The organism is Micromonospora sp. WMMD723 (assembly GCF_049863385.1).
GTDB lineage: Bacteria > Actinomycetota > Actinomycetes > Mycobacteriales > Micromonosporaceae > Micromonospora > Micromonospora wenchangensis.
This window is the reverse complement of record NZ_JBMKNR010000001.1, coordinates 2319976-2341474: the sequence shown is the minus strand read 5'-3', so window position 1 is coordinate 2341474 and position 21499 is coordinate 2319976. Positions and strand designations below refer to the sequence as shown.

The following is a 21499-nucleotide window of genomic DNA, read 5'->3' as shown; positions in this document are numbered from 1 at the left end:
GTCCCGGGTGGGGGCGCGGCGGTGGGGCGGTCGGACCGGTCGCCGTCGGCCCATCAGGCGGCAGGGACGGGCCTGCGGCGACGGAAGAGCAGCAGCATCAGCCAGCCGGCGACCAGTCCCCAGAACGCCCCGCCCACGCCGAGCAGGCTGACCCCCGAGGCGGTGACTACGAAGGTGACCACGGCGGCCTCGCGGCTCCGGGGATCGGAAACGACCACCGACGCGGTGGCGGTCGTCGGTTCCGGCAGAGCGGTGGACGCGGACCCCGGCAGAGCGGTGGACGCCGGTGCCGGCAGAGCGGTGGACGCCGGTGCCGGCAGGACGGGGGTCACGGACGCCGGCAGAGCGGTGGACGCCGGGCCAGGGGTCGCGGGAACGAGGGGTGCAGCGGGAGCGGGGGGTGCAGCGGGAGCGGGGGGTGCAGCGGGAGCGGGGGGCGCGGACAGGGCCGCGGAGAGGGCACCGGCCAACGCGCCGAGCAGCGCGAGCCCGGCGACCGCCTCGATGAGCACCGGCGGGGAGAGCAGCACCAGCGTGGTCGCCGCGCCCGCGCCGAGCCCGAGCAGCGCCAGGCCGACGCCGGCGGTCACCGAGGCGATCCAGCGCCGGTCCGGATCGGGGTGGGCGTCGGGGCCGGCGGCGAGGGCGGCGGTGATCGCGGCGAGGTTGACCGCGTGCCCGCCGGTGGCGGCACCGAGCGCGCTGGCCAGCCCGGTGGCGCGCAGCGCCGGGGCGAGCGGCGGCCGGTAGCCGAAACCGCGCAGCACCGCCGTGCCGGGCACGTTCTGCGCGGCCATGGTGACCAGGAACAGGGGTAGCGCCAGGCCGATCACGGCGGGCAGGGTGAACGCCGGCACGGTCGGCGACACCACCGGCCGCAGGTCGCCGAGGGCGACCCCCACGCCGGACGTGGTCAGGGCGATCACCACCGCCGCCGCCACCAGCGCGGCCGGGACCGCCCACCGGGGGGCGAGCCGGTGCAGCACCAGCCAGGTGACGATCACCGGGGCGGCCAGGGCCGGCACCTCGACCAGCGCGCGTACGGGGGCGGTGCACAGCGGCAGCAGCACCCCGGCCAGCATCGCGGCCGCCACCGGGGCGGGGATGGCGGCCACCGCCCGCCCCAGGGCGGGGAAAAGGCCGGCGGTGACGATGAGCAGCCCACACAGCGCGAACGCGCCCACAGCGGCGGGCCACCCGCCGGGGACCGGCCCGGTGGCGACCAGCAGCGCCGCGCCCGGCGTGGACCAGGCGATCGCGATCGGCATCCGGTGCCGCAGGCCGAGCCAGGTCGCGCAGATCCCGGCGGCGACGCTCACCGTGAGCAGCCCGGAGGCGGCCTGCGCCTCGCTGGCGCCGACCGCCCGCAGCCCGGCGAGCACGACGGTGAACGAGCTGGCGAAGCCGACCACGGCGGTCACCACGCCGGCCAGCAGCGGTTGCAACCGATCCCCCACCACACTCCCCCTCGCGCCGGCCACCCATCGTTCCGTTTACGGAACAGCGGCGTGTAGCACCATAGCCGGATGACCCCGCCCCGCCCAGCCCGCCGGCCCGCGCTCGACACCGACGCCGGGGCGGTCGGCCACCGGTTGCGCGCGCTGCGGATGGAACGCGGGGTCTCCCTCTCCACGCTGGCCCGTACCGCCGGGGTCGGGAAGGCCACCCTCTCGGCGCTGGAGAACGGCACCCGCAACCCCACCCTGGAGACGCTCTACGCGATCACCGCCCAGCTCGGCGTACCGCTGGCGGCCGTGCTCGCCGGGCCCGCCGCCACCCCGACCGTGCGGGGCACCAGCGTCGTCGCCACCCTGCTGGAGTCGTTCACCGACACCGACGCCAGTTACGAGCTGTACCGGCTGCGGGTCCGCCCCGGCGGAGAGCAGGTCTCCCCCGCCCACCAGTCGGGGGTCACCGAACACGTCACGGTCTTCGCCGGGGTGCTCCGCGCCGGCCCGGTCGACGCCCCGCTGACCGCCGCCGCCGGTGGCCACCTACGCTGGACCTCCGACGTACCGCACGGCTACGCCGCCCTCGGCGACGAGGAGGTCGCCGCCAGCCTGCTGCTGCGCTACCCCCGCACCTGACCCGCACCGGGCACCCGGTGCTGCACCGCCCAGATCGCCGCCTCGGTACGCGACGCCGAGCCGGTCTTGCGCAGCAGGTTCGACACGTGCACGGTCACCGTCCGCACCGAGATGCCCAGCGCCCGCGCGGCCTGCTTGTTGGACATCCCGGCGACCAGGCAGCCCAGCACCTCGACCTCCCGGCCGGTCAGCTCGGCCTCGGGCGGGGCGGCGGCCCGGGGCGACGGCATCCGCAGGTGCTCCGGCAACGGCTCCCGGACCAGCGCGTCCAGCCCCCGGCCGGCGTGCACCGCCAGCAACTCGGTGAGCGCGTACGGGTTGCCGCCGGTGCGTTGCCAGACGTCGGCACAGACCCGCGCCGGGGGTGGGCTGTCGCCGTACACCTGGGTGAGGATCTCGGCCACCTCGGCGACGCCGAGCGGGCCGAGGTGCTGGCGCACCGCGCCGCGTACCCCGCAGAGGCGGGCCAGGACGCGGCGGGTGAGGTCGGGTGCGACCGCGTCGGCCGGCGGCCGGCTCGCCACCACCAGCAGCGCCGGCAACTGCGGCGCGGTGGCCAGCTCGACGACCAGGTTGAGGCTGGCCGGGTCGAGATCGTGCAGGTCCTCCACCACGAGCACGGCCGGGCCGGCACCCACCAGCGACCGGACGGTACGCACGGCGAGCCGGAGCAGCGTGCCGGGGGCGTACCGCTCGCGCGGCGCGGCCGGATGCTGGGCCAACCAGGCGAGCGCGTCGGACGGCAGGTCGAGCGCGCCGACGTCGCGGACGCTGAGCACCGCCGCCAGCCAGTCGTACGGGGCCGGATCGTGCACCCGTGCCGTCCCGGCGAGGATCACCGCCGGTCGGGGGGAGAGACCCTCGACGGCCGCCGCGACCAGCCGACTCTTGCCCACCCCGGCGGCCCCGGTGATGACCGTGACGGCGGGGGCCGACCGGCCCGTACCGGCCACGGTGGACCACGCCCGGTCGAGCTCGGCGAGCTCTCCGACGCGACCCACCATGGACACCGGGATCATTTCTCCCACCCTACGTACTAGTGCGTAGAGACGGAGCGAGGGTGTATCCGGCAAGCTTGTCCCATGACGCTGATCCTCCGCTCGGCCATCCTCAACGACGTCGGCCTGGTCCGCACCAACAACGAGGACTCCGCCCTCGCCGGTGAACGCCTGGTCGCGGTGGCGGACGGCATGGGTGGGCTCCCCGCCGGCGAGGTGGCCAGCGAGATCGTCATCCGCATCCTGGACGAGCTGGTCCCCCCCACCGGCACCGACGAGGCCGCCGAGGCGTTGCGGGCCGTCGTCTCCACCGCCAACCGGCGGATCCGGGCGGCGATCTCCGCCGACCCGGCCCGCGAAGGCATGGGTACGACGCTGACCGCCGCCCTGCTCGCCGGGGACACCCTGGTCCTCGCGCAGGTCGGCGACTCCCGGTGCTACCTGCTGCGCGACGGGGAACTGACCCAGCTCACCCGGGACGACACCTTCGTCCAGGCGCTTGTCGACCAGGGGGCGCTCTCCCCCGACCAGGCCCGCCACCACCCGCAGCGTTCCCTGGTCACCCGGGCGGTGCAGGGAGCGGACGCGCCCCCGGCGATCGGGGTGCTGACCGTCTTCGCCGGGGACCGGGTGCTGCTGTGCAGCGACGGGCTCTCCGACTACGTGGCCGACGAGGCGATCCACGGGGCGCTCGTCACCTACCAGGACCGCCGGCACTGCGGTGAGCAACTGGTGAAGCTGGCCCACCAGGCCGGCGCGCCGGACAACGTCACCGTGGTGGTATCCGACGTGACCGAGGGCTGAACCCGGCCAACCGGGTTGCGGCCGACCGCCGGCCGGGTTGGGATGGACGGATGCTCATCCGTCGCCTGGCCGCCGAGGAACGACTGACCACCAGCTTCCCGCTCCAGGCGTACGCCTTCGAGGCGACCCCGCTGAGCCGGGAGCGGGTCGACGCGTTCCACCGCTACCTGCCGTACAACAAGGGCAACCGGACCCTGGTGGTGGAGGAGGGTGGCGAGGCGCGGGCCACCGCCAGCGCGGTGCCGATGCGGCAGAACCTGCGCGGGGCGGTGCTGCCGATGGCCGGGGTCGCCGGGATCGCCACCCACCCGCTGGCCCGCCGTCAGGGGTACGTCCGCGCCCTGCTCTGCCAACTCCTCGACGAGATGCGCGACGGCGGGCACCCGGTGACCGCGCTGTACCCGTTCCGGGCCAGCTTCTACGAGCGGTTCGGCTACGTGGGGCTGCCCCGGGCCCGTACCGTCCGGTTCTCCCCGGCCGACCTGGGCCCGCTGCTGCGCGCCGAGCTGCCCGGCACGGTGGGCTGGGAACGGATCGGCGGCGGCTATCCGCACTACCGCTCGTTCACCGAGCGGTGCCTGCGGGAGCGGCACGGTTTCGCGATCTTCCCCGACTTCCGGGACGTGGGACTGCGGGACCGGGACGACAGGTGGCTGATCACCGCGACGATCGACGGCAGCGTGGTCGGCGCGCTCACCTACCGGATCGACGACCACGGTGGCGAACTGGTCGGCGACGACCTGCTCGCCGCCGACCCGTACGCCCGCGCCCTGCTGTTGCAGTTCCTCGCCCGGCACGTCGACCAGGTGGAACGGATCAGCCTCCGGGTGCCCGCCGACGAGCTGCCCGAGCTGTGGCTGACCGACCTGGCCGTGCACGTCGAGGCCCGGGTGTCCCGGCCCGGGTCGCCGGCGCCGATGGCCCGCCTGCTGAGCGTGGACGCCCTCGCCGGGCTGCCCGCCGGGCCGGGCCGGGTGCGGGTGGACCTGGTCGACGACCGGTGGCTCGCCGGCACCCACCTGCTCGACGGCGTCGACGGGCGGATGGCGTTGGCGCCCGGCGGCCGGTCGGCGGTGACCGACGGTGGCCGGGTGCCGACGGCGACGCTCACCGCCGCCGGGTTGTCCGCGCTGGCGTACGGGGTGCTCGACCCGGCCGAGGTGCACATCCGGGGGCTGGGTGACGTCGGCCCGGAGGCGGCGGACGAGTTGCGCCGGCTCTTCCCCCGTGCACTGCCCTACCTGTTCGCCGACTTCTGAGCGGCCGGCCCCGGCAGGGCCGCCGGGTCTGGTTGACGCGGTGCGGGGGCGGGTACGGTCCCCGGAATGCCGCAGTGGTTGCAAGCCGGGGCGTGGGGCCTGTTGGCCGGTTCCGCGCTCCTGGTCGGGGCTGCCGTCGGGTTCTTCCTGCCGGTGCCCCGCAAGGTCGTCGCGTCGATCATGGCGTTCGGTGCGGGGGTCCTGCTCTCCGCGGTCTCGTTCGAGTTGATCGCCGAGGCGCACGAGCAGGGTGGACTGCTGCCGACCGCGATCGGGGCGGCGGGCGGGGCGTTGGCGTACACGGGGGCCAACCTGCTCCTCGCCCGACGGGGTGCCCGGCACCGGAAACGCTCCGGCGCGGAACAACCCTCCGAGCGGGAGCAGCCCGGTTCGGGTTCGGCGATCGCGGTGGGTGCGCTGCTCGACGGCGTACCCGAGTCGGTGGTGATCGGCGCGAGCCTGCTGGCCGGTGGCCCGGTCAGCCTGGTCACGGTGGCCGCGGTCTTCCTCAGCAACGTGCCGGAGGGGCTGTCGAGCGCCGCCGGCATGCGCCGGGCCGGCCGTTCCCGCCGGTACGTCTTCGGGCTCTGGACGGCGATCGCCCTGGTCAGCGGGGTCGCCGCGCTGCTCGGCAACACCCTGCTGGTTGGTGCGCCGCCGGAGCTGCTGGCCACCATCACCGCGTTGGCCGCCGGGGCGATCCTCGCGATGATCACCGACACCATGGTCCCGGAGGCGTTCGAGGACGCCCACCTGCTGGTCGGCCTGATCACCGTGCTGGGCTTCCTGACCGCGTTCGCCCTCTCCCACGCCTGACGGACCGGCGGCCGGTGGCGGGGGTCAGTAGGGGTCGCCCTGGCCGGGGACGCGGCCCCGGAGCAGGCCGGCGGCCCGACCGGGCAGGTCGGCGACGCCTGACATCGGCGGGCCGGCGGTGTGCGCGCCGTCGGCCATCCCGGCGAACAGTTCCCGCAGCGCGGTCACCGCGTCGACCCGGGGCTGCCAGCCGAGTTCGGTCTCGGCCCGTTCGCTGGACATCAGCGGCGCGGCGAGCCCCAGCTCGACCCAGCCCGCGTCCACCGGTTGCAGCCGGCACCGCCAGGTCAGCGCGGCGGCGGCGCGCAGCACCGGGGCGGCCACCGGCACCGTCCAGCCCTTGAAGTGCCGGGCCACCAGTTCCGGGGTCAGCACCGGGTCCGCGGCGACGTTGAACGCGCCGCGCGCCGCACCGAGGACCGCCCGGGCGTACGCGTCGGCGACGTCGTCGGCGTGCACCGCCTGCATCCGCAGCCGCCGGTTGGCCGGTACGAGCGGGATCCGGCCGTACCGCAGCAGCCGTACCGGGGCCAGTGGCCCGAGGAAGTACCTGGTGATCTCGGTGCCGGCGTCCCGTTGGAAGATCAGTCCGGGGCGCAGCCGCACCACCCGCAGCTGCGGCTGGGCGGCCTCGACGGCGTCCAGCACGGCCTCCACCTCGGCCTTGTCCCGGCTGTACGAGGAGCCGGGCACCCCGGTCGCCGGCCACCGTTCGCTGACCGGGTGGTCCTTCGGGCCGGGCGCGTAGGTGCCGACCGACGAGGCGTACACCAGGGCGGGCACTCCGGCCCGGACGGTCGCCGAGATCACCGCGCGGCTGCCGCCGACGTTGGTCCGGTGCAGGGTGCGCTGGTCGTGGCTGGGCTGGATCTGCCAGGCCAGGTGCACCACCGCGTCGGCCCCCGCGAAGATCGCGGTGAGCTGGTCGACCGCGCCCGGCGCGCCGATGTCGCAGGAGTGCCACCGCACCCCGGCGTAGGGCACTCCGGCGTCGGGGCCGGGCAGCCGGCGGGCGACACCGACCAGGTCGAGCCCCCGTTCCCGACCCAGCCGGCGCAGCACCGCCGTGCCCACGTTGCCGGTGGCCCCCACGATCACGATCCGCATGCCGGGTGCGGTACCCGCTGGACCGTCCGCCAACCCCGCCGGGGGCGGATCGTGGGTCAGCCGCCGGCCGGGGTACGCGCCGGACCGTTGTCGACCAGCTTGAACGTGCTGCGCAGCGGCGCGTCGCCCAACTCTTCGAGGATCAGGCCCCGGCTGGGCGAGAACTGGAGGAACGCCGAGTCGTTGCTGATCGCGTACGCGCCCTTGCCCTTGCTGACGATGCTGAACAGCTGCGTCGGCTTACGCTTGTCGCAGGCCGACCCCTCGACGGTGAGCGGCGTGCCGTCGCCGGGGTTGACCACCTGCCAGCAGGCCGGGTCGTCGTTGGCGGGGTGGCCGTCGCGCCGGCCGTACGCCTTGACCAGGTACTTGCCGCCGCCGGCCGGCGTCGGGACGAACAGTTGGCGTCCGCTGTCGTCGTCGACCTCGACGAGCGCACCGCCGTCGAGGGCCACCCCGGACTCGGTCGCCTGCACCCGGACGATGGTGACCTCCCGCTTGCCGGACAGCACCCCGCCGGCACCGGCCGTGGCCGACGGCTTCCCGGCGGGCCGCGACGGGCTCGCCGACGTCGACGCCGGGGGCGCGGTCGGGTCGGGTGCCGTCGTGGCGGTGGGCGTCACCGCGTCGGAGGGCGTCGCCGACCCCGACGGCGTGGCCGTGGCCGACCCGTCAGCGGCCGGCGTGCCGCCGTCCCCGCAGGCCACCAACGCCCCGGAGCACGCCAGTACCGCGACCCCGGTGACCCACTTCAGCTTCGACATCCCCTGCTCCTCCACCGGCGACCCCGCGCGGGCGCGGGGTGTCCACTGCGCTCCACCCGGACGATGGACGCGCCACAGCATCGAACTGGACGCCGGTGACCCCCCGGCGGTTTCCCCGTACCCGGGAGAACCCGAATCTATCTGCGCCGCCGCGTACCGGGGCCGGCGGCCGGCCGGGACCGGTTCCGGCGGCGGCGTCCACAGTGACCCCGGTCACGTCAATGCCGTGTTTTCCATCGACGGTGACCCCTGCCAAATGGCTGACCAGTACGAACGGCACGACCGTCCACTGTCGTCGAATCGTGGGCGGGTACGGGTCCGATAAGACGGTAGGGTTGGCACACATCGGCGTCGACCAGTGGCGTAGGACCGCCGCTGTCTGTGGCTTGACCAGGATTGGATACGACGACTTTGGCGCACAAACAGGCCGACCGCGAAGAACCGCGCCGCGCCTCAGACGACCAGGCCGCACCGACGACACCGGGTCGCCGTGCCGGTCGACCGCAGTCGATCAAACGACGCGTGATCAGGCTGGTGCTCATTCCCAGCGTCGTCGCCCTGGTGGTCTGGCTCGTCGCCTCCGGCTATCTCATCTTCCAGGGTTTCTACAACCGCCAGGTCGCCAACAGCGTCCGGCAGGTGTCGATCCCGGCGGTCTCCGCGTTGTCCTCGATCCAGCAGGAACGGCGGCTGAGCGTCAGCTACCTCACCCAGCCGTCCCGGGATCTCAGCCGGCTCATCGAGCAGCGGCAGCAGACCGACCAGCGGGTGGCCACCCTGCGTCCCGCCGCCAACGCCGCGCTGGGCAACGCCCCGGACTCGATCGTGACCCGGTGGGAGACGCTCGCCGGCCTGCTCGACGAATTGGCGAGCGTGCGGAGCACCATCGATTCCCGGTCGGCCAACGGGACGGGTGTCTACGATTTCTACAACCGTCTGCTCGACGCCGCGACCGACCTCTTCGACACCCAGGCGAGAATCGTCCCCGACCCCGCCGCAGCCCAGGGCGGTATCGCGGCGACCGAGACTTTCCGCGCCAGTGACCTGATGTCCCGGGCCGGTTCCACCATTGACGGCGCTTTCGGTGCCCGCACCCTCAGCCCGCAGGACCATCTCGACTTCACCAACCTGGTCGGGGCCTATCACGCCGGCCTCACCAACGTGGCTCCGCACCTCGAACCGGAAGCCCGGGAACGCTTTGCCGCGATCACCGGGAGCGACTCCTGGAAAGAACTAGTCGCGGCAGAAAACGCCCTGGTCAGCAATGGGCCGTGGCGTTCCGGCGCACCGCGTGCCCTGACGTTCAACCGGGCCCGGTGGGAAGCCCTCACCCGGCAGGTGTCCGACGATCTGATCAACCTGACCGTGGTGCAGGCCGACACGGTCTCGGCGCGGACCCTGCGCACCGGCAACACCCAGCTCTTCACCGCCTCCCTGGGCAGTCTGGTCGCCCTGCTCGTGGTCATCGCCGCGATCATCTGGGCGATCCGGCAGTCGCAGATCCTGGTGGACCGGGCGTTGTCGGTACGCCTCGCCCAGCTCGGTCGGGACGCCGAGGCGGTGGTCGACAAGCAGCTGCCGGCGATGATGGACCGGCTACGCCGACGGGAGAAGGTCGACCTCGCCTCCGAGCTGCCGCTACCGGATTACGGCAGCGACGAGATCGGCCGGGTGGCCGAGGTGATCAACCGGTCGTTGCAGGCGGCGGCCGGTGCGGCGGTCGACGAGGCGAAGACCCGGGCGGCGGGTATCGCGATGCTGATGGGTGTGGCCCGCCGTCCGCAGCGCCCCCTGCAACGCGGCCTGAAGGTCATCGAGGACCTCCAGAACCGGATCGGCGACGAGAAGCTGCTGGCCGAACTGTTCGACATCAACCACCAGCTCACCCAGACCCGCCGGTTCCTGGAGAACCTCGTCATCCTGGCCGGCGGTCAGATCGGCCGCCGCTTCCAGAACCCGGTGCCGGTGCGCCGGGTGCTGCTGGCGGCCTTCGCGGAGGCCCAGCAGTACCAGCGCATCACCCTGCGCAGCGCGCCGGACGTGGCGGTCGCCGGGCCGGCGGTGGCCGGCACCGTCCACCTGATCGCCGAGTTGCTGGACAACGCGCTGGCGTTCTCGCCGCCCGAGACCACGGTCTGGGTGACCTGCATCGAGGTCAAGCGCGGCATCGCGGTGGAGATCGAGGACGCCGGCGTGGGCATGCGGGCGGACGCGTTGGAGCGGGCGAACGACCTGCTCGCCACCGCACCCACGCCGGACGTGACGGCGCTGAAGGACGGCGCGCAGGTCGGCCTGCACGTGGTGGCGGAGCTGGCCAAGCGGGACGGCGTCCAGGTGAGCCTGCGGGCGTCGGCGTACGGCGGCCTGCTGGCGATCGTGCTGCTGCCCGACCGGGTGATCGTCACCGAGTCGTACGCCGCCGAACTGGACCGCACCGACCCGGGCGTCCTGCCGCTCGGCGGCGTCGCCACGGCGATGTCCCGCCCCGGTGTCGGCGCGGTGCTGCCGGTCGGCGGCGGCCGGCGGGAGCTGCATCCGGCCGCCGGGGCCCGACCCACCGCCGTGGCGACCACCGCACCGGGCGGGGCCGGGCGGACGCCGGCAGATCCCACCGGGGAGCGACACTCCGACCGCAGCGGGGGCATCATGACCGAAGTTCCGGTGCAGCGTGGCCCGGCCCGCGGCGGCTCGTCCGGCCCGCAGGTCGCCGACCGGCCGCCCCTGCCGCACCGCCGGCCGCAGCAGCACCTCGCCCCCGAGTTGCGCGACGAGGGTCTGCCCGGGCCGAAGCCCGACGCCGCGCCGGCTCCCGCCCGTTCACCCGAGGAGGCCCGGGACCGGTTCAGCAGATACCAGAAGGCCTGGGCCGCCGGCCGGGCAGCGAAAAACGGGGACTCCGCCAGCAGAGACGACCGAGGCAGGAACGTATGACCCACTCCGCATCGCAGAACGATCTGACCTGGATCCTCGACGATCTGGTGGAGGTCCCTGACGTGGTCTATGCGGTCGTCCTGTCCACCGACGGGCTGATCGTGCAGAAGTCCACGTCGCTCCCGCAGGATGCCGGGGAGCTGTTGGCCGCCGGCGCGTCGTCCCTGCACAGCATCGCCGCGGGGATGGGCCGCCGGTTCGACAGCGGCCCCGTCCAACAGGTCATCATCGAGTACGAGGGACGCACGCTGTTCGTCGCCGCCGCCGGCCAGAACGCGCGGCTGGCGGTGCTCTGTGAACAGTCCGTCGACATGGGCACCGTCGCGTACGAGATGAGCCGCCTGGTGACCCGCATCGGTGACTACCTCGGCTCCGAGGCCCGCCTCGACGGCCCCCTACTCACCGACCGACCCGGGTCGAAACCATGAGTCACGACGTGTGGGACGGCGACGACGAGGCGGAGGCCGGCCGGCTGGTGCCGTTGTACATCCTCGTCAACGGGCGGACGAGCCCCCGCAACACCAGCCTCGACCTGGCCACCCAGGTCATCGCCCTGCCGGCCGACCAGAGCCGGCTGGAACTGGAGTACCGGGAGATCCTGCACCAGTGCACGGGGTGGATCTCCATCGCCGAGATCGGCGCCTACCTGCACCGGCCGCTCGCCATCACCAAGGTGATGGTCGACGTGCTCCACGAACAGGGGTTCCTGGACATCGGCTCACCGGCACAGGAGAAGATCGCCGACCGGTGGCTGCTGGAAACGGTTCTCGCCGGCCTGCAGCGGATATAGAAGAGGGACTGATACGCGTGGATCGGAAATCGGTGAAGGTCGTCGTGGCGGGCGGCTTCGGCACCGGCAAGACCACCCTGGTCGGCTCGGTCAGCGAGATCCCACCACTGGTCACCGAGGAGGTCCTCACCCAGGCCAGCATCGGGGTGGACGACCTCACCGGCGTGGAGGACAAGTCCAGCACGACCGTCGCCCTGGACTTCGGGCGGATCACCATCAGCGACGACGTCGTGCTCTACCTGTTCGGCACCCCGGGGCAGGACCGGTTCTGGTTCATCTGGGACGAGCTGGCCCAGGGCGCGGTGGGAGCGATCGTGCTGGTCGACACCCGTCGGCTCGGCACCAGTTTCCCGGCCGTCGACTACTTCGAGCGTCGGGGCATCCCGTTCGTCGCCGCCGTCAACCGCTTCTTCGGTGAGTGCCCCTACACCGAGGAGGAGATCCGCGCCGCGCTGGAGCTGGACGAGACCGTGCCGCTGCTGTGGTGCGACGCCCGGGACCGGGCCTCCAGCAAGCAGGCGCTGATCGAGCTGGTGCGGCACGCCCTGTCCCGGCTGCCCGCCACCGCCTGAGCGACCCCGTCCCGCGGTGTCGGCCGGCTCCGGCCGGCGCGGCCGGAGCCGGCCGTACCGGGTTCAGTCGGTACCGCCGCCTCCCGTCGGGAGCTGCGCCAACCGCACCTTGAAGTGGCGGAGCAGGGGCGGCGACGAGACGACCCGGTAGCCGGGGACCCGGCCGGGTTCCTTGGCGATGTCGGCGAGCACGGCGGCCACGTACTCGAAGTGGGTGTCGGTGTAGACGCGACGCGGGATGGCCAGGCGCACCAGTTCGAAGGGGGCCGGGGTGACCAGCCGGTGCCGGTCGTCCATCCCGCCGAGGTAGAGGGAGCCCAGCTCGGCGCAGCGGATGCCCCCGTCGAGGTAGAGCTGGCAGCCGAGGGCGTGCCCGGGGAACTCCGCCGGGGACAGGTGGGGCAGCAACCGGCCGGCGTTGAGGTAGAGGGCGTGGATGCCGGCGGGTTGCACGGTGTCCACCCCGGCCTCGTTGACCAGCCGGGCCAGCCGGGCGGTGGAGGCGGCCCGCGCCCGCAGGTACGCGGGGTCGACCACCTCGCGCAGCCCCTGGGCGAGCCGTTCGAGGTCGTGGCCGGCCAGCCCGCCGTAGGTGGAGAACCCCTCGGTGGCGATCAGGTTGGCCTCGCACCTGGCGAACAGGTCGTCGTCGCGCAACCCGATGAGCCCGCCGATGGCCGACAGACCGTCCTTCTTGAGGCTCACCACGCAGCCGTCGGCGAGCCCGAAGGCGTGGGTGGCGATCTGCCGGGGCGTCCAGTCCCGGTAGCCGGGCTCGCGCTGCCCGACGAGCCAGGCGTTCTCGGCGAACCGCGCCGCGTCCAGGAAGAACGGCACGCAGTGCGCGCGGCACAGGTCACGGACGGCGGTGAGGTTGGCCATCGACACCGGTTGCCCGCCGAGGCCGTTGTTGGTGATCGTGATGAGGACCAGCCCGACCCGGTCGCGTTCCGGCCCGGTGAGCGTGGCGGCCAACGCGTCGAGGTCGATGTCGCCCTTGAACGGGTCCGCGCTGTCGAGGTCGAACGCGGCCGGGCAGGGCAGGTCCCGGGCCTCCGCGCCGGCCAGCGTGACGTTGGCCCGGGTGGTGTCGAAGTGGGTGTTGCTGAGGCAGAGCTGACCGGGTTCGAGCAGGCTGGTGAAGAGCACGCGTTCGCCGGCCCGCCCCTGGTGCACGGGGAGCAGGTGCGGATAGCCGGTGAGGTCGCGTACCTCGTCGCGGAACCGGAACCAGGAGCGCGCCCCCGCGTAGGACTCGTCGCCGAGCGCGGCGGCGGCCTCCTGCGCGGCCGAGGTGGCCCCGGTGCCGGAGTCCGACAGCAGGTCGATGGTGATCTGGTCGGCGCGCAGCTCGAACGGGTTGTATCCGGCGTCCGCGAGGGCCTCCCGCCGCTGCTGCGGGTCGAGGAAGGGGATCGGTTCGACCACCTTGATCCGGTACGGGGGCAGCATCGCGTAGGCGTCGACGGGCACTGTTCGCTCCTCGATGGACGGTCAGGGGTGTCCCGCGCCGGCCCGGCCGGTCGGGGTGGCCAGCGCCGTGCGGTCGACGGTCAGCGGGCGGCGTACCGGCGGGGTCACCCGGTACGCCTCGGCGGACAGGTAGACGGTCACCCCCGGCCGGGGCGCGCCCAGCCGCAACGACAGGTGCGGGATCAGCCCGACGCCGTCCCGCAGCGGCCGTCGGGCCACCGCGGCGAGCGCCCGGTCCAGCAGCGTGTGGCCGAAGCCGTAGCGGTCCAGCACCGCCACCACCCGGTCGTACGCTTCGTCGTCGTCGTCGACGTAGCCGCGGATCGGCACGTAGAGGCTGTAGCCGACCGGCCGGTCGACCCCCTCGACCAGGGTGTAGCTGCCCACCAGGGGAAGACCGGCGAACCGGGTCCGGCCGCCACCGGCCAACTCGACGAACTCGGTGAGCCGGGTCGCGTCCACGTCGTGGACGATCCCGGCAGCCCGGACGACGTCGCGCACCTCGGCGTCGTGGTGGGTCAGGTAGAGCTTGACCCGGGCCTGGGCGTCGTCGTGCAGGTCGAGGGCGAAGAACGTCAGCCGGTCCCGGCGGCCCAGCTCGCCCGGCCGGACGCCGTGGTCGAGCATCGCCCGGTAGGACCTGCCGAGCCCGAGCCGGTGCAGCGCCTCGGCGATCAGGCCCGGCGCCCGGTCGGCCCCCCGCAGCTCCGGATTGAGGTAGACCTTGAACTCGGGCCGCCGGCCGCTGCGGAACACCAGTGAGCACCAGAGCGCGAAGGCGCCCTGCGGGTCGTCGGTGGTGAACAGGTCGCGTACCGATTCCAGCCGGGACGTGGACAGTCCGGCACGGTGCGCCTGCCGGTCGAGGAACCGTCGGGTGGCGACCATGTTGGCCGACCGGCCGGGTGGTGCACCCAGGGTCTCGCCGAGAATGCGCACGGTCGGCGGTTCGGTGGCGCTGAAGGCGATGGAGAACTCCACCGGGGTGTGGTCGTCGGCGATGTCGGACGGCCAGCGTGGCGGGGCCGACAACGGCTGCGAACCGGCTGTTCCGAGCAGGCTTTCCAGCAGTTCCACCGGCTCTGCCGCAGCGATTCCGCCGACCTCGCACAATCGCCTCAGCTGGTCGCCCAGACGATCGGAAAGGGACACCTCGTCCATCAATTCCCTCTCCCGATCAGGCTGCCGACCAAAAGAGACCTTAGGAAGCATTTCACGACAAGGTCAAGATTGATCACAACTTGCAATGACATAACGGGAGCGAGACCGGCAAATCACCTCGGACAATTACCCAGAGTCGCGTACAGGATACGTCACACCGAGTTGATGAACGCGCGGGGGCATCAGTTTTCCGGGTCCCACCCCGCTCGCCGCCGCCGCGTCGGCCGGCAACCACCAACACATCCATGTGCGACACTGTCCGTCACGGTGCGACACCGGTCACACACCGAACGGAGGGGCGGGCGATGGCCACCGCTGCGGCACCATCAGTGCTGATCGGCGCGGTCGTGCGCGTCATGAGGGACCTGGCGGTCCACCCGCTCGCCCTGGAGATCGACGGCACCGGGGCACGCGTGCTGACCACCATGCACGCCAAGGCGCTGCGGACCCGCAGCCGGGGCCCCTACAGTCCGGACAACCTGCCCCCCGAGGCCCTGACGATGATCGACTGGCTCAGCCTGAAGCTGTCCGTCGACCCGCAGCGGGTCGACGTCACCATCGAGGGCGGCGGACCCTGGCCCCGACTGCTGCTGGAGTTGCCCGACAAGCGGGTCACCGTACGGTTCGTGGTGCCCGAGGACGCGCCGCCCGGATACCAGCCGGAGTCCAACAACGCCACGTTGTCGGGTGACGTGAACATCGCCCTGGAGTTCCTGGCCGGTTCCCTGCGCGCCCTGGGCGGTCGGCTGCACGGCGAGCCACCGATCACCCTGACGCTGAGCTACCCCGACGATCCCCACTACGAACGCAACACCGCAGGGCTGCCGGCGGAGTTCCGGGATCTCGTCCCGCCGGTCGTGGCCGACCTCGCGGTCGACCGCAGCCGGTTCTCCCGCAAGCAACGGGTCGCCCACAACGAAGCGCTGCGCGCGGCGGCCTACGACGACCAGCCGATGGAACCCGCGGCGGGCAGTTGGTTCAGCACCCGGCTCAGCACCCGGCTCGGCGCGGCCCGGTTGCGGGTCAACCCGTGAAGTCGTAGTCCCAGTCCAGCTCCCACCGCCGGATCGCCGGCCGGTTGTCCATCGACACCAGGCTCCGGCCGTCCGCCGTGAACGCCACGGACGTCACCGGCTCCGGATGACCGTCGCACGTGTGCACGCGTCGTCCCGTCCGCACGTCCCAGATGCGCAGCGTACGGTCCGCGTCGGCGGTCACCGCGTGCCGCCCGTCGGGGCTCACGTCGAACACGTCCGCCTCGGAGGCGAGTTCGCACAGCACCCGCCCGGTCGCCGTCTCCCACACCGACACCACCCGCCCGTACGACCCGTCGTACGCGGCGACGAGCCCGACCCGTCCGTCCCGGCTCAACGCTACGGCGTCGCCCCGGCTCGGTAGCGCGTACCGCTGGCGGCCGGTGTGCACGTCCCACGCGGTCAGTTCCCTCGCCGAGTTGACCAGGAGCTGTCGTCCGTCCGGGGTGAACCGCAGCGTCGTCCGCCCGAACCCGACGGGGACCGTGAGCACCGGGCTTCCGGTGCCCGTACGCCACAGCCGGCACGTCCGGTCCTCCGCACCGGCCGACGCGGCGTACCTACCGTCGTCGCTGAGTCGGACCGACCCCACCGGCCCCTGGTGCGCCACCATCGTGCGGCTCAGGTGCAACCGGTGCAGGCTCCACAGGCACAGGTTGCCCTCGGCGTCACCGACGATCGCGTACCGGCCCGCACCGTCCAGGGCGATTGCCCGTACCGCGCCGTGGTCGCCGTGCAGTTCCGCCTGCCGCCGGCCGGCCGTCAGGTCCCACAGGTGGGCGGTCCCGGCCCAGTCCGCGCTGACCGCGAGCCGGGCGTCGGTGGAGAGCACGAGGGTGTGCGCCTTGCCCACCCGCTCCGCGAAGGTGTGCCGTTGCCGGCCGGTCGGCAGCTCCCACACCCGGATCAGGCCGTCGGCGCCGCCGGTCACCGCCAGCTCGCCGTCGACACTGAGCGCCGGCTCCAGCCCGGGTACGAAGGTGAACTGGCCGCCGCGCAGCTCGTAGCGCTGCCAGATGCCCAGCGGCGCGGTCCGCTCGCCCGCCGCCCGCCCCAGCCGCTCCCACAGGTCCCGCAGCTCCGGGTGACGCTCGAACCCGACCAGGTCGCGGGCGGCCCGCAGTTCCCCGACGGCGTCGGCCGTCCGGCCCTCCCGGGCGAGCGCCTCCGCCCGGACGATCCGTTGCCGGACCTGCGCCTCGGCCGCCAGCACCGCCCGCGCCGCCAGGGGCTGCTCGTAGCTCCACGGCGCACGCAGGTCGGGACGGGGCAGCCGGTGGACGTGCAGCCCCCCGTACTCGTCCCCGACCACGACCAGCGCGCCGTCGGCGCTGATCGCCACACAGGTGAGCGACAGCAGACCGACCAGCTCCGGTGGCAGCCCGTCGGTACGCGTGGCGACGGTACGCAGGCACCGGCCGGAGGCCGTCTCCCAGACCCGTAGCGGTTGGCCGGCACTGCCGTACCCGACCGAGGCCGCCCGTTCGCCGTCACCGCTGAGCACGACCGTCGAGTACCGGTTCAGGGTGTTCGGCACCGGACCCCGCACCCGGTTGGGTCGGGTCTCCCACAGGTGCGCCACCCGCGTCTGGTGCCCGATCAGCAGGGCGTACCTGCCGGACCCGCCCAACGCCACCTGGTCGACCCCGGTCATCCGCATGTCGGCGGACTTGACCAGGCGGTGCAGCCAGCGCCCGGTGTCGACCTCCCAGACCACCACGCTGCCGTCGCCAGGTGCCGCCGACACCGCGACCGTGCCGTCCTCGCTCAGGCCCAGCACGGTGACCTCGGCGGGCCTCTCCTGGATCTCCGGCAGGATCCGGCCCGTCGCCGGGTCCAGCCGCTGGTAGGTGCCAGGCGGATGCTCCAGGGTGCGCCGCAGCCGCCCGTCCGCCGTGTCCCGTAGCTCGATCCGGCCGTCGTCGTACCCGATGGCGGCCGTGCCCGAGGCGGTGAGCGCCAGGGCGGTCACCGCCGCCCCCCGGTCGGACGGCACCCGGACGCACCCGCCCCGCGCCAGGTCCCAGCACTCGACCCGGCCGTCCTTGCGGGCGACGAGCGCGGCCCGGCCGTCCCGGTCGACCGTCAGGGCCGTGACCGCGGCACCGGTGGCGTCCGCACCGAGTTCGGTGCCCGCCGGCGGCCCGGTCAGCGACCACGTCCGGAGGCTGCCGTCCGCGCCGCCGGTGACCGCCACCCGGCCGCTTGCGTCCACGGCGACGGCGGACACCCGGCGACGGTGGCCGGGCAGCCGCTGCGACCCGGGCTGCGTCCCGCGCCGGGCCAGGGCGGCGGTCACCTCGGTGACCTCGGGGCCGGCGGGCGCGGTGGCCAGCAGCGTCCGGGCCGCCGCGTCGTCACCCCGTTCCGCGTGGACGAACCCCAGCAGGTGGTCGGCCCGCCAGTTCTCCCCGGCGATCTCCCGTGCCGCCAGTAGCTCCGCCAGCACCTGTTCGTCGGTGATCCGGCCCTGCCGCCACCGGTACAGCGCCCAGTTGTAGACCGCGCCTGGATGGTGCGGGTCGATGTCGACGGCGGAGCGCCACAGGTGTTCCGACTCCGCCGGCCGGTCGAGGTCGAGCAGCGAGAGCGCCTGGTTGGAGAGGCTGCCGGCGAGCAGGCCCGCCGCCGACGGCGGCACCCGTGGATAGCGGACGCCGAGCAGGTCGGCGTACGTCCCGGCGACCTCGGTGGCCAGGTCGGCGAGGCTGTGCGGGCGGGTCGACGGGTCGACGTCGAAGCACCGCCGGAGCAGGTCGACGATCCCCGGTGGCATCGGCTGCGCCCCCGGGCGGGCCTCCCCCGCGGCCAGGTATTCGGCGAAGGCCTCCCGTGCCGCCTGACCGTAGCGGCAGGGGCGGTGACCGGCGAACATCTCCCACACGCACAGCGCCCACGACCAGACGTCGGTGGCCCGGGTGAGGGTGACCCGCGCGCCGGCCGCCGCCTCGGCCTGCTCGGGCGAGCAGTAGGCGGGGGTCATGCCGCCGAAACTCGCGCCCAGGCTGGCGTCCGGCCCGGTGCCGTCGGCCCCGTCGACGGCGGCGCGGGCACCGGCCAGACCGAAGTCGGTGACCTTCGCGGTCCAGTCGCCGTCGAGACCGACCATGATGTTCGCGGGCTTGACGTCCTGGTGGACCAGGCCCTGCCGGTGGGCGTGGTCGATGCCCCACGCCGACTGCACCGCGAGGTCCAGCGCCCGGGCGAGGAACCCGCCGTCGGGGCCGTCCGGCCCCCCGTGCAGCCGCCCGGCCCGGACCAGGTGGTCCAGCGACCCGCCGGTGACCCACTCGGCGAACACGCAGGGCAGCCCGTCGACCCGGCGCACGTACGCGCAGCTGACCACGTGGGGGTGCAGGCCCAGCCCGACCCAGGTGCCCGCCTCGGATTCGAAGCGGGCCCGTCGCGCCTCGGTGGACAGTTGCTCGGGGCGCGGCACCTTGACGGCGAGGTCGGTGTCCCAGCCGGGGTGCCGTACCCGGTAGACCAGGCCCATGCCACCGGCGAGGGGGTCGTCGAGCACTTCGTAGAGGTCCAGAATCCGGTCCCCGGGACGCCACGGCATGGTTCGAGCCTGGCACCGCCCGGCACACGGGACAACCGTCGGTTGGTCGCAGACGGTAACCTCGGGGGTCGGGCCGCGTCGTCAGGGAGTGACCGTGAGTTTTCGTTACTACCTCTACGTCAGCGACGCCAAGGTGGACATGCTGCTGTCCCAGATCGACCCGGGTCACCAGCGCAGGAGGGCCGCCGAGTTCAGCGTGAACCTCACCGTCGTCGGGGTGAAACGCAGCGTCGAGAACCCCGGCACCGACCGGTTGGCCCGCCTGGAGCGGGTCACCCGCTACCTGGACGAGCACGCCGACGTCGGTTCCGTGGACGAGCCGGGGCAGTTCTTCCGGGGGCTGCTGCCGATGCGGTGGGGCATCGTCCCGACCACGGGCGAGCTGTCACTCGTCTACTTCGGTGGCCGCACCGACGACACCATCGTCGGGCTCGGCGGGTCACCGTCGCACCTCATCGGCGCGACCCCGGCGGCCGAGTCGACAGTACGCGGGCTCGTGGGTTCGTCCACGATGCCGGCGCTGCTCGCCGGGCTCGTCGACGAGGAGGCCGAGCCGGCACCGGGCCCCCCACCCCCCGGGGTGGACGAGCCGGACCCGGCCGAGGTGGCGGCGCTGGCCTCGGTGCACCAGGCCGGCACCCGCCTGCGTGGACCCACGCAGAACGTCGAGTTCCTCGCCAAGCGGCTGCTCCACGGGCCCAGCCCGTACCCGGAACTCGACGGGCGGCCCGGCATGACCGTGCTGCTGGGCAGCCCGTTGTACGTGGCGCTGGTCGACTGACCGGGCGGTCGGGCGTGGACACCGACGACCCCGGGGCCGGGCGACCCGCCGGGGCGGTGCCGGCTCCCCCGCCCGTCACGGTGACCGTCCTGGCCGGGTCCACCGTCGACACGTACGTCTTCGACCGCCGCACCTCGGTCGTGGTGGGGCGGGCCGCCGACTGCGGGATCCGGGTCGACGACGGGCACCTGCGGGTCTCCCGCCGGCACTGCCGGCTCGACATCGATCCGCCGCAGGTGCGGGTACACGACCTCGGCAGCCGGCACGGCACCTGGCTCGACGGCCGGCCCGTCGACGGCGGGCGGCTCCTGTCAGCCGGTGACGAGGTGCGGATCGGGCGCGCGACGGTACGCGTCACCCTTTCCGACGACGGGACGCGGGCCGCCGCAGCGACCGGACCGGACCGGGGCCGGGCCCTGCCGACGTTGGCGGCGGCCGCCGCGCTCGGGGCCCCCGGCCTCGACGGCTTCGCCGACCACCTGGTGCTGCGCGAGCTCGGGCGGGGCGGCCACGGTGTCGTCTACCTGGCCCGCCACGAGCCGTCCGGCCGGCTCGTCGCCCTCAAGACGCTGCTCGCCGACCGGGCGGTGGACCCTGCCGCGCGGGACGCCTTCCGCCGTGAGATCGCCTGCACCCGGGGGCTGCGGCACCCCAACATCGTCGCCCTGCACAGCAGCGGTGTGGCCGACGCCGCGTTCTTCCTCACCTGCGAGTACTGCCCGGGTGGCAGCGTCGCCGAGTTCGTGGCCCGGCGCGGCGGCCGGCTCACGGTCGACGAGGCGCTGCCGATCACGCTCGACGCGTTGGACGCGTTGGCCTACGCCCATCGGGCGGAACTCGCGGTCGTGCTGGCCGACGGCCGGACGGAGACCGCCCACGGGCTGGTGCACCGGGACGTCACCCCGCACAACCTCCTGCTCACCACCGGGCCCGCAGGGGAGGTCGTCACCAAGGTCGCCGACTTCGGGTTGGCGAAGGCGTTCGAGAAGGCGGGCCTGTCCGGGCACACCGGGACCGGCGCGACCGGCGGCAGCCTCGCCTTCCAGCCCCGGGCCCAACTGGTCGACTACCGGTACGCCCGCCCCGAGGTGGACCTCTGGGCGGTCACCGCCTGTCTCTACTGGATGCTGACCGGGGCGACGCCCCGGGACTTCCCCGCCGGGGCCGATCCGGTCGCGGTGGTCCTGCGTACCCGGCCGGTGCCCGTGCGGCAGCGGGTCGGGGCCGTGCCGCCACGGCTGGCCGGGGTGATCGACGCGATGCTCGTCGACCAGCCCCGGGTCACCGCGACGACGGCCACGGAACTCGCCGACGCGCTCCGGCAGGCCCGCTGACGGTGTGCCGCGCCGGGACCGGG

At 73.7% G+C, this 21499-nt stretch carries 18 protein-coding genes; 11 read left to right on the top strand and 7 right to left on the bottom strand.

Annotation, left to right across the window (positions count from 1 at the left end; genetic code table 11):
* Positions 1-53 precede the first annotated feature (53 nt).
* Positions 54-1457 carry a benzoate/H(+) symporter BenE family transporter gene (locus ACN261_RS10630; RefSeq protein WP_425849763.1) on the bottom strand — a complete coding sequence of 468 codons (1404 nt, stop codon included), beginning with the start codon at positions 1455-1457 and terminating at the stop codon, positions 54-56.
* Between the two features lie 69 nt (positions 1458-1526).
* Here ACN261_RS10630 and ACN261_RS10625 point away from each other — a divergent pair, with 69 nt between their 5' ends.
* The gene (locus ACN261_RS10625; RefSeq protein WP_421485039.1) at positions 1527-2087 is read left to right on the top strand and encodes a helix-turn-helix domain-containing protein; all 561 of its coding nucleotides are present in this window, start codon (positions 1527-1529) and stop codon (positions 2085-2087) included.
* Here the strand turns inward: ACN261_RS10625 and ACN261_RS10620 are convergent.
* Positions 2072-3106, bottom strand: a complete 1035-nt coding sequence (locus ACN261_RS10620) for an AAA family ATPase (RefSeq protein ID WP_421485038.1) — start codon at positions 3104-3106, stop codon at positions 2072-2074. The two genes, ACN261_RS10625 and ACN261_RS10620, sit on opposite strands and share 16 nt — an antisense overlap.
* Before the next feature lie 63 nt (positions 3107-3169).
* On the opposite strand from ACN261_RS10620, the gene ACN261_RS10615 reads away from it, so the two are divergent.
* From ACN261_RS10615 to ACN261_RS10605, 3 genes are all read left to right on the top strand, one after another.
* The gene (locus ACN261_RS10615; RefSeq protein ID WP_088642022.1) at positions 3170-3889 is read left to right on the top strand and encodes a PP2C family protein-serine/threonine phosphatase; all 720 of its coding nucleotides are present in this window, start codon (positions 3170-3172) and stop codon (positions 3887-3889) included.
* A 50-nt stretch (positions 3890-3939) separates the two neighbouring features.
* A complete protein-coding gene (locus tag ACN261_RS10610; protein WP_421485037.1) occupies positions 3940-5148 on the top strand; it encodes a GNAT family N-acetyltransferase in 1209 nt (402 codons plus the stop codon).
* Between the two features lie 66 nt (positions 5149-5214).
* On the top strand, positions 5215-5964 hold the full coding sequence (locus ACN261_RS10605) for a ZIP family metal transporter (RefSeq protein ID WP_421485036.1): 750 nt from the start codon (positions 5215-5217) through the stop codon (positions 5962-5964).
* A gap of 24 nt (positions 5965-5988) precedes the next feature.
* Here ACN261_RS10605 and ACN261_RS10600 read toward each other — a convergent pair whose 3' ends face one another.
* Positions 5989-7071 (bottom strand): NAD-dependent epimerase/dehydratase family protein, encoded by a 1083-nt coding sequence (locus ACN261_RS10600; RefSeq protein ID WP_421485035.1) that lies wholly within the window; start codon positions 7069-7071, stop codon positions 5989-5991.
* Positions 7072-7127: 56 nt separating this feature from the next.
* Complete coding sequence (locus ACN261_RS10595) at positions 7128-7835, bottom strand: hypothetical protein (protein ID WP_421485034.1); 708 nt, start codon at positions 7833-7835, stop codon at positions 7128-7130.
* Between the two features lie 522 nt (positions 7836-8357).
* Here ACN261_RS10595 and ACN261_RS10590 point away from each other — a divergent pair.
* From ACN261_RS10590 to ACN261_RS10575, 4 genes are read left to right on the top strand one after another with little or no spacing between them, the layout of a single operon-like run.
* The gene (locus tag ACN261_RS10590; RefSeq protein ID WP_425849758.1) at positions 8358-10766 is read left to right on the top strand and encodes a sensor histidine kinase; all 2409 of its coding nucleotides are present in this window, start codon (positions 8358-8360) and stop codon (positions 10764-10766) included.
* Entirely contained in the window at positions 10763-11194 is a 432-nt protein-coding gene (locus tag ACN261_RS10585) for a roadblock/LC7 domain-containing protein (protein ID WP_204925689.1), read from the top strand. Before ACN261_RS10590 ends, ACN261_RS10585 begins: the two co-directional genes overlap by 4 nt.
* The gene (locus tag ACN261_RS10580; RefSeq protein ID WP_204925688.1) at positions 11191-11556 is read left to right on the top strand and encodes a DUF742 domain-containing protein; all 366 of its coding nucleotides are present in this window, start codon (positions 11191-11193) and stop codon (positions 11554-11556) included. Before ACN261_RS10585 ends, ACN261_RS10580 begins: the two co-directional genes overlap by 4 nt.
* An 11-nt stretch (positions 11557-11567) precedes the next feature.
* On the top strand, positions 11568-12128 hold the full coding sequence (locus ACN261_RS10575) for a GTP-binding protein (RefSeq protein ID WP_421486976.1): 561 nt from the start codon (positions 11568-11570) through the stop codon (positions 12126-12128).
* 63 nt (positions 12129-12191) lie between these two features.
* Here the strand turns inward: ACN261_RS10575 and ACN261_RS10570 are convergent, their stop codons facing one another.
* Complete coding sequence (locus tag ACN261_RS10570) at positions 12192-13601, bottom strand: tryptophanase (RefSeq protein ID WP_425849754.1); 1410 nt, start codon at positions 13599-13601, stop codon at positions 12192-12194.
* 21 nt (positions 13602-13622) lie between these two features.
* The gene (locus tag ACN261_RS10565; protein WP_421485031.1) at positions 13623-14678 is read right to left on the bottom strand and encodes a tryptophan dimethylallyltransferase family protein; all 1056 of its coding nucleotides are present in this window, start codon (positions 14676-14678) and stop codon (positions 13623-13625) included.
* Positions 14679-15118: 440 nt separating this feature from the next.
* Here ACN261_RS10565 and ACN261_RS10560 point away from each other — a divergent pair, with 440 nt between their 5' ends.
* Positions 15119-15796, top strand: a complete 678-nt coding sequence (locus ACN261_RS10560; protein ID WP_421485030.1) for a hypothetical protein — start codon at positions 15119-15121, stop codon at positions 15794-15796.
* On the opposite strand, the gene ACN261_RS10555 is transcribed toward ACN261_RS10560, so the two are convergent.
* Entirely contained in the window at positions 15786-19361 is a 3576-nt protein-coding gene (locus ACN261_RS10555; protein ID WP_425849751.1) for a protein kinase domain-containing protein, read from the bottom strand. The genes ACN261_RS10560 and ACN261_RS10555 overlap by 11 nt on opposite strands.
* Before the next feature lie 94 nt (positions 19362-19455).
* Here ACN261_RS10555 and ACN261_RS10550 point away from each other — a divergent pair, with 94 nt between their 5' ends.
* Positions 19456-20142, top strand: a complete 687-nt coding sequence (locus ACN261_RS10550; protein ID WP_425849748.1) for a DUF7019 family protein — start codon at positions 19456-19458, stop codon at positions 20140-20142.
* A gap of 14 nt (positions 20143-20156) precedes the next feature.
* Complete coding sequence (locus ACN261_RS10545; RefSeq protein WP_425849746.1) at positions 20157-21476, top strand: protein kinase domain-containing protein; 1320 nt, start codon at positions 20157-20159, stop codon at positions 21474-21476.
* The last annotated feature ends 23 nt before the right edge of the window (positions 21477-21499 follow it).

Bases quoted from the DNA above. Each gene is read 5' to 3' on its own strand.
- ACN261_RS10625 (WP_421485039.1), top strand. From the start codon at position 1,527: ATGACCCCGCCCCGCCCAGCCCGCCGGCCCGCGCTCGACACCGACGCC.
- ACN261_RS10620 (WP_421485038.1), bottom strand. From the start codon at position 3,106: ATGATCCCGGTGTCCATGGTGGGTCGCGTCGGAGAGCTCGCCGAGCTC.
- ACN261_RS10615 (WP_088642022.1), top strand. From the start codon at position 3,170: ATGACGCTGATCCTCCGCTCGGCCATCCTCAACGACGTCGGCCTGGTC.
- ACN261_RS10610 (WP_421485037.1), top strand. From the start codon at position 3,940: ATGCTCATCCGTCGCCTGGCCGCCGAGGAACGACTGACCACCAGCTTC.
- ACN261_RS10605 (WP_421485036.1), top strand. From the start codon at position 5,215: ATGCCGCAGTGGTTGCAAGCCGGGGCGTGGGGCCTGTTGGCCGGTTCC.
- ACN261_RS10600 (WP_421485035.1), bottom strand. From the start codon at position 7,071: ATGCGGATCGTGATCGTGGGGGCCACCGGCAACGTGGGCACGGCGGTG.
- ACN261_RS10595 (WP_421485034.1), bottom strand. From the start codon at position 7,835: ATGTCGAAGCTGAAGTGGGTCACCGGGGTCGCGGTACTGGCGTGCTCC.
- ACN261_RS10585 (WP_204925689.1), top strand. From the start codon at position 10,763: ATGACCCACTCCGCATCGCAGAACGATCTGACCTGGATCCTCGACGAT.
- ACN261_RS10580 (WP_204925688.1), top strand. From the start codon at position 11,191: ATGAGTCACGACGTGTGGGACGGCGACGACGAGGCGGAGGCCGGCCGG.
- ACN261_RS10560 (WP_421485030.1), top strand. From the start codon at position 15,119: ATGAGGGACCTGGCGGTCCACCCGCTCGCCCTGGAGATCGACGGCACC.
- ACN261_RS10555 (WP_425849751.1), bottom strand. From the start codon at position 19,361: ATGCCGTGGCGTCCCGGGGACCGGATTCTGGACCTCTACGAAGTGCTC.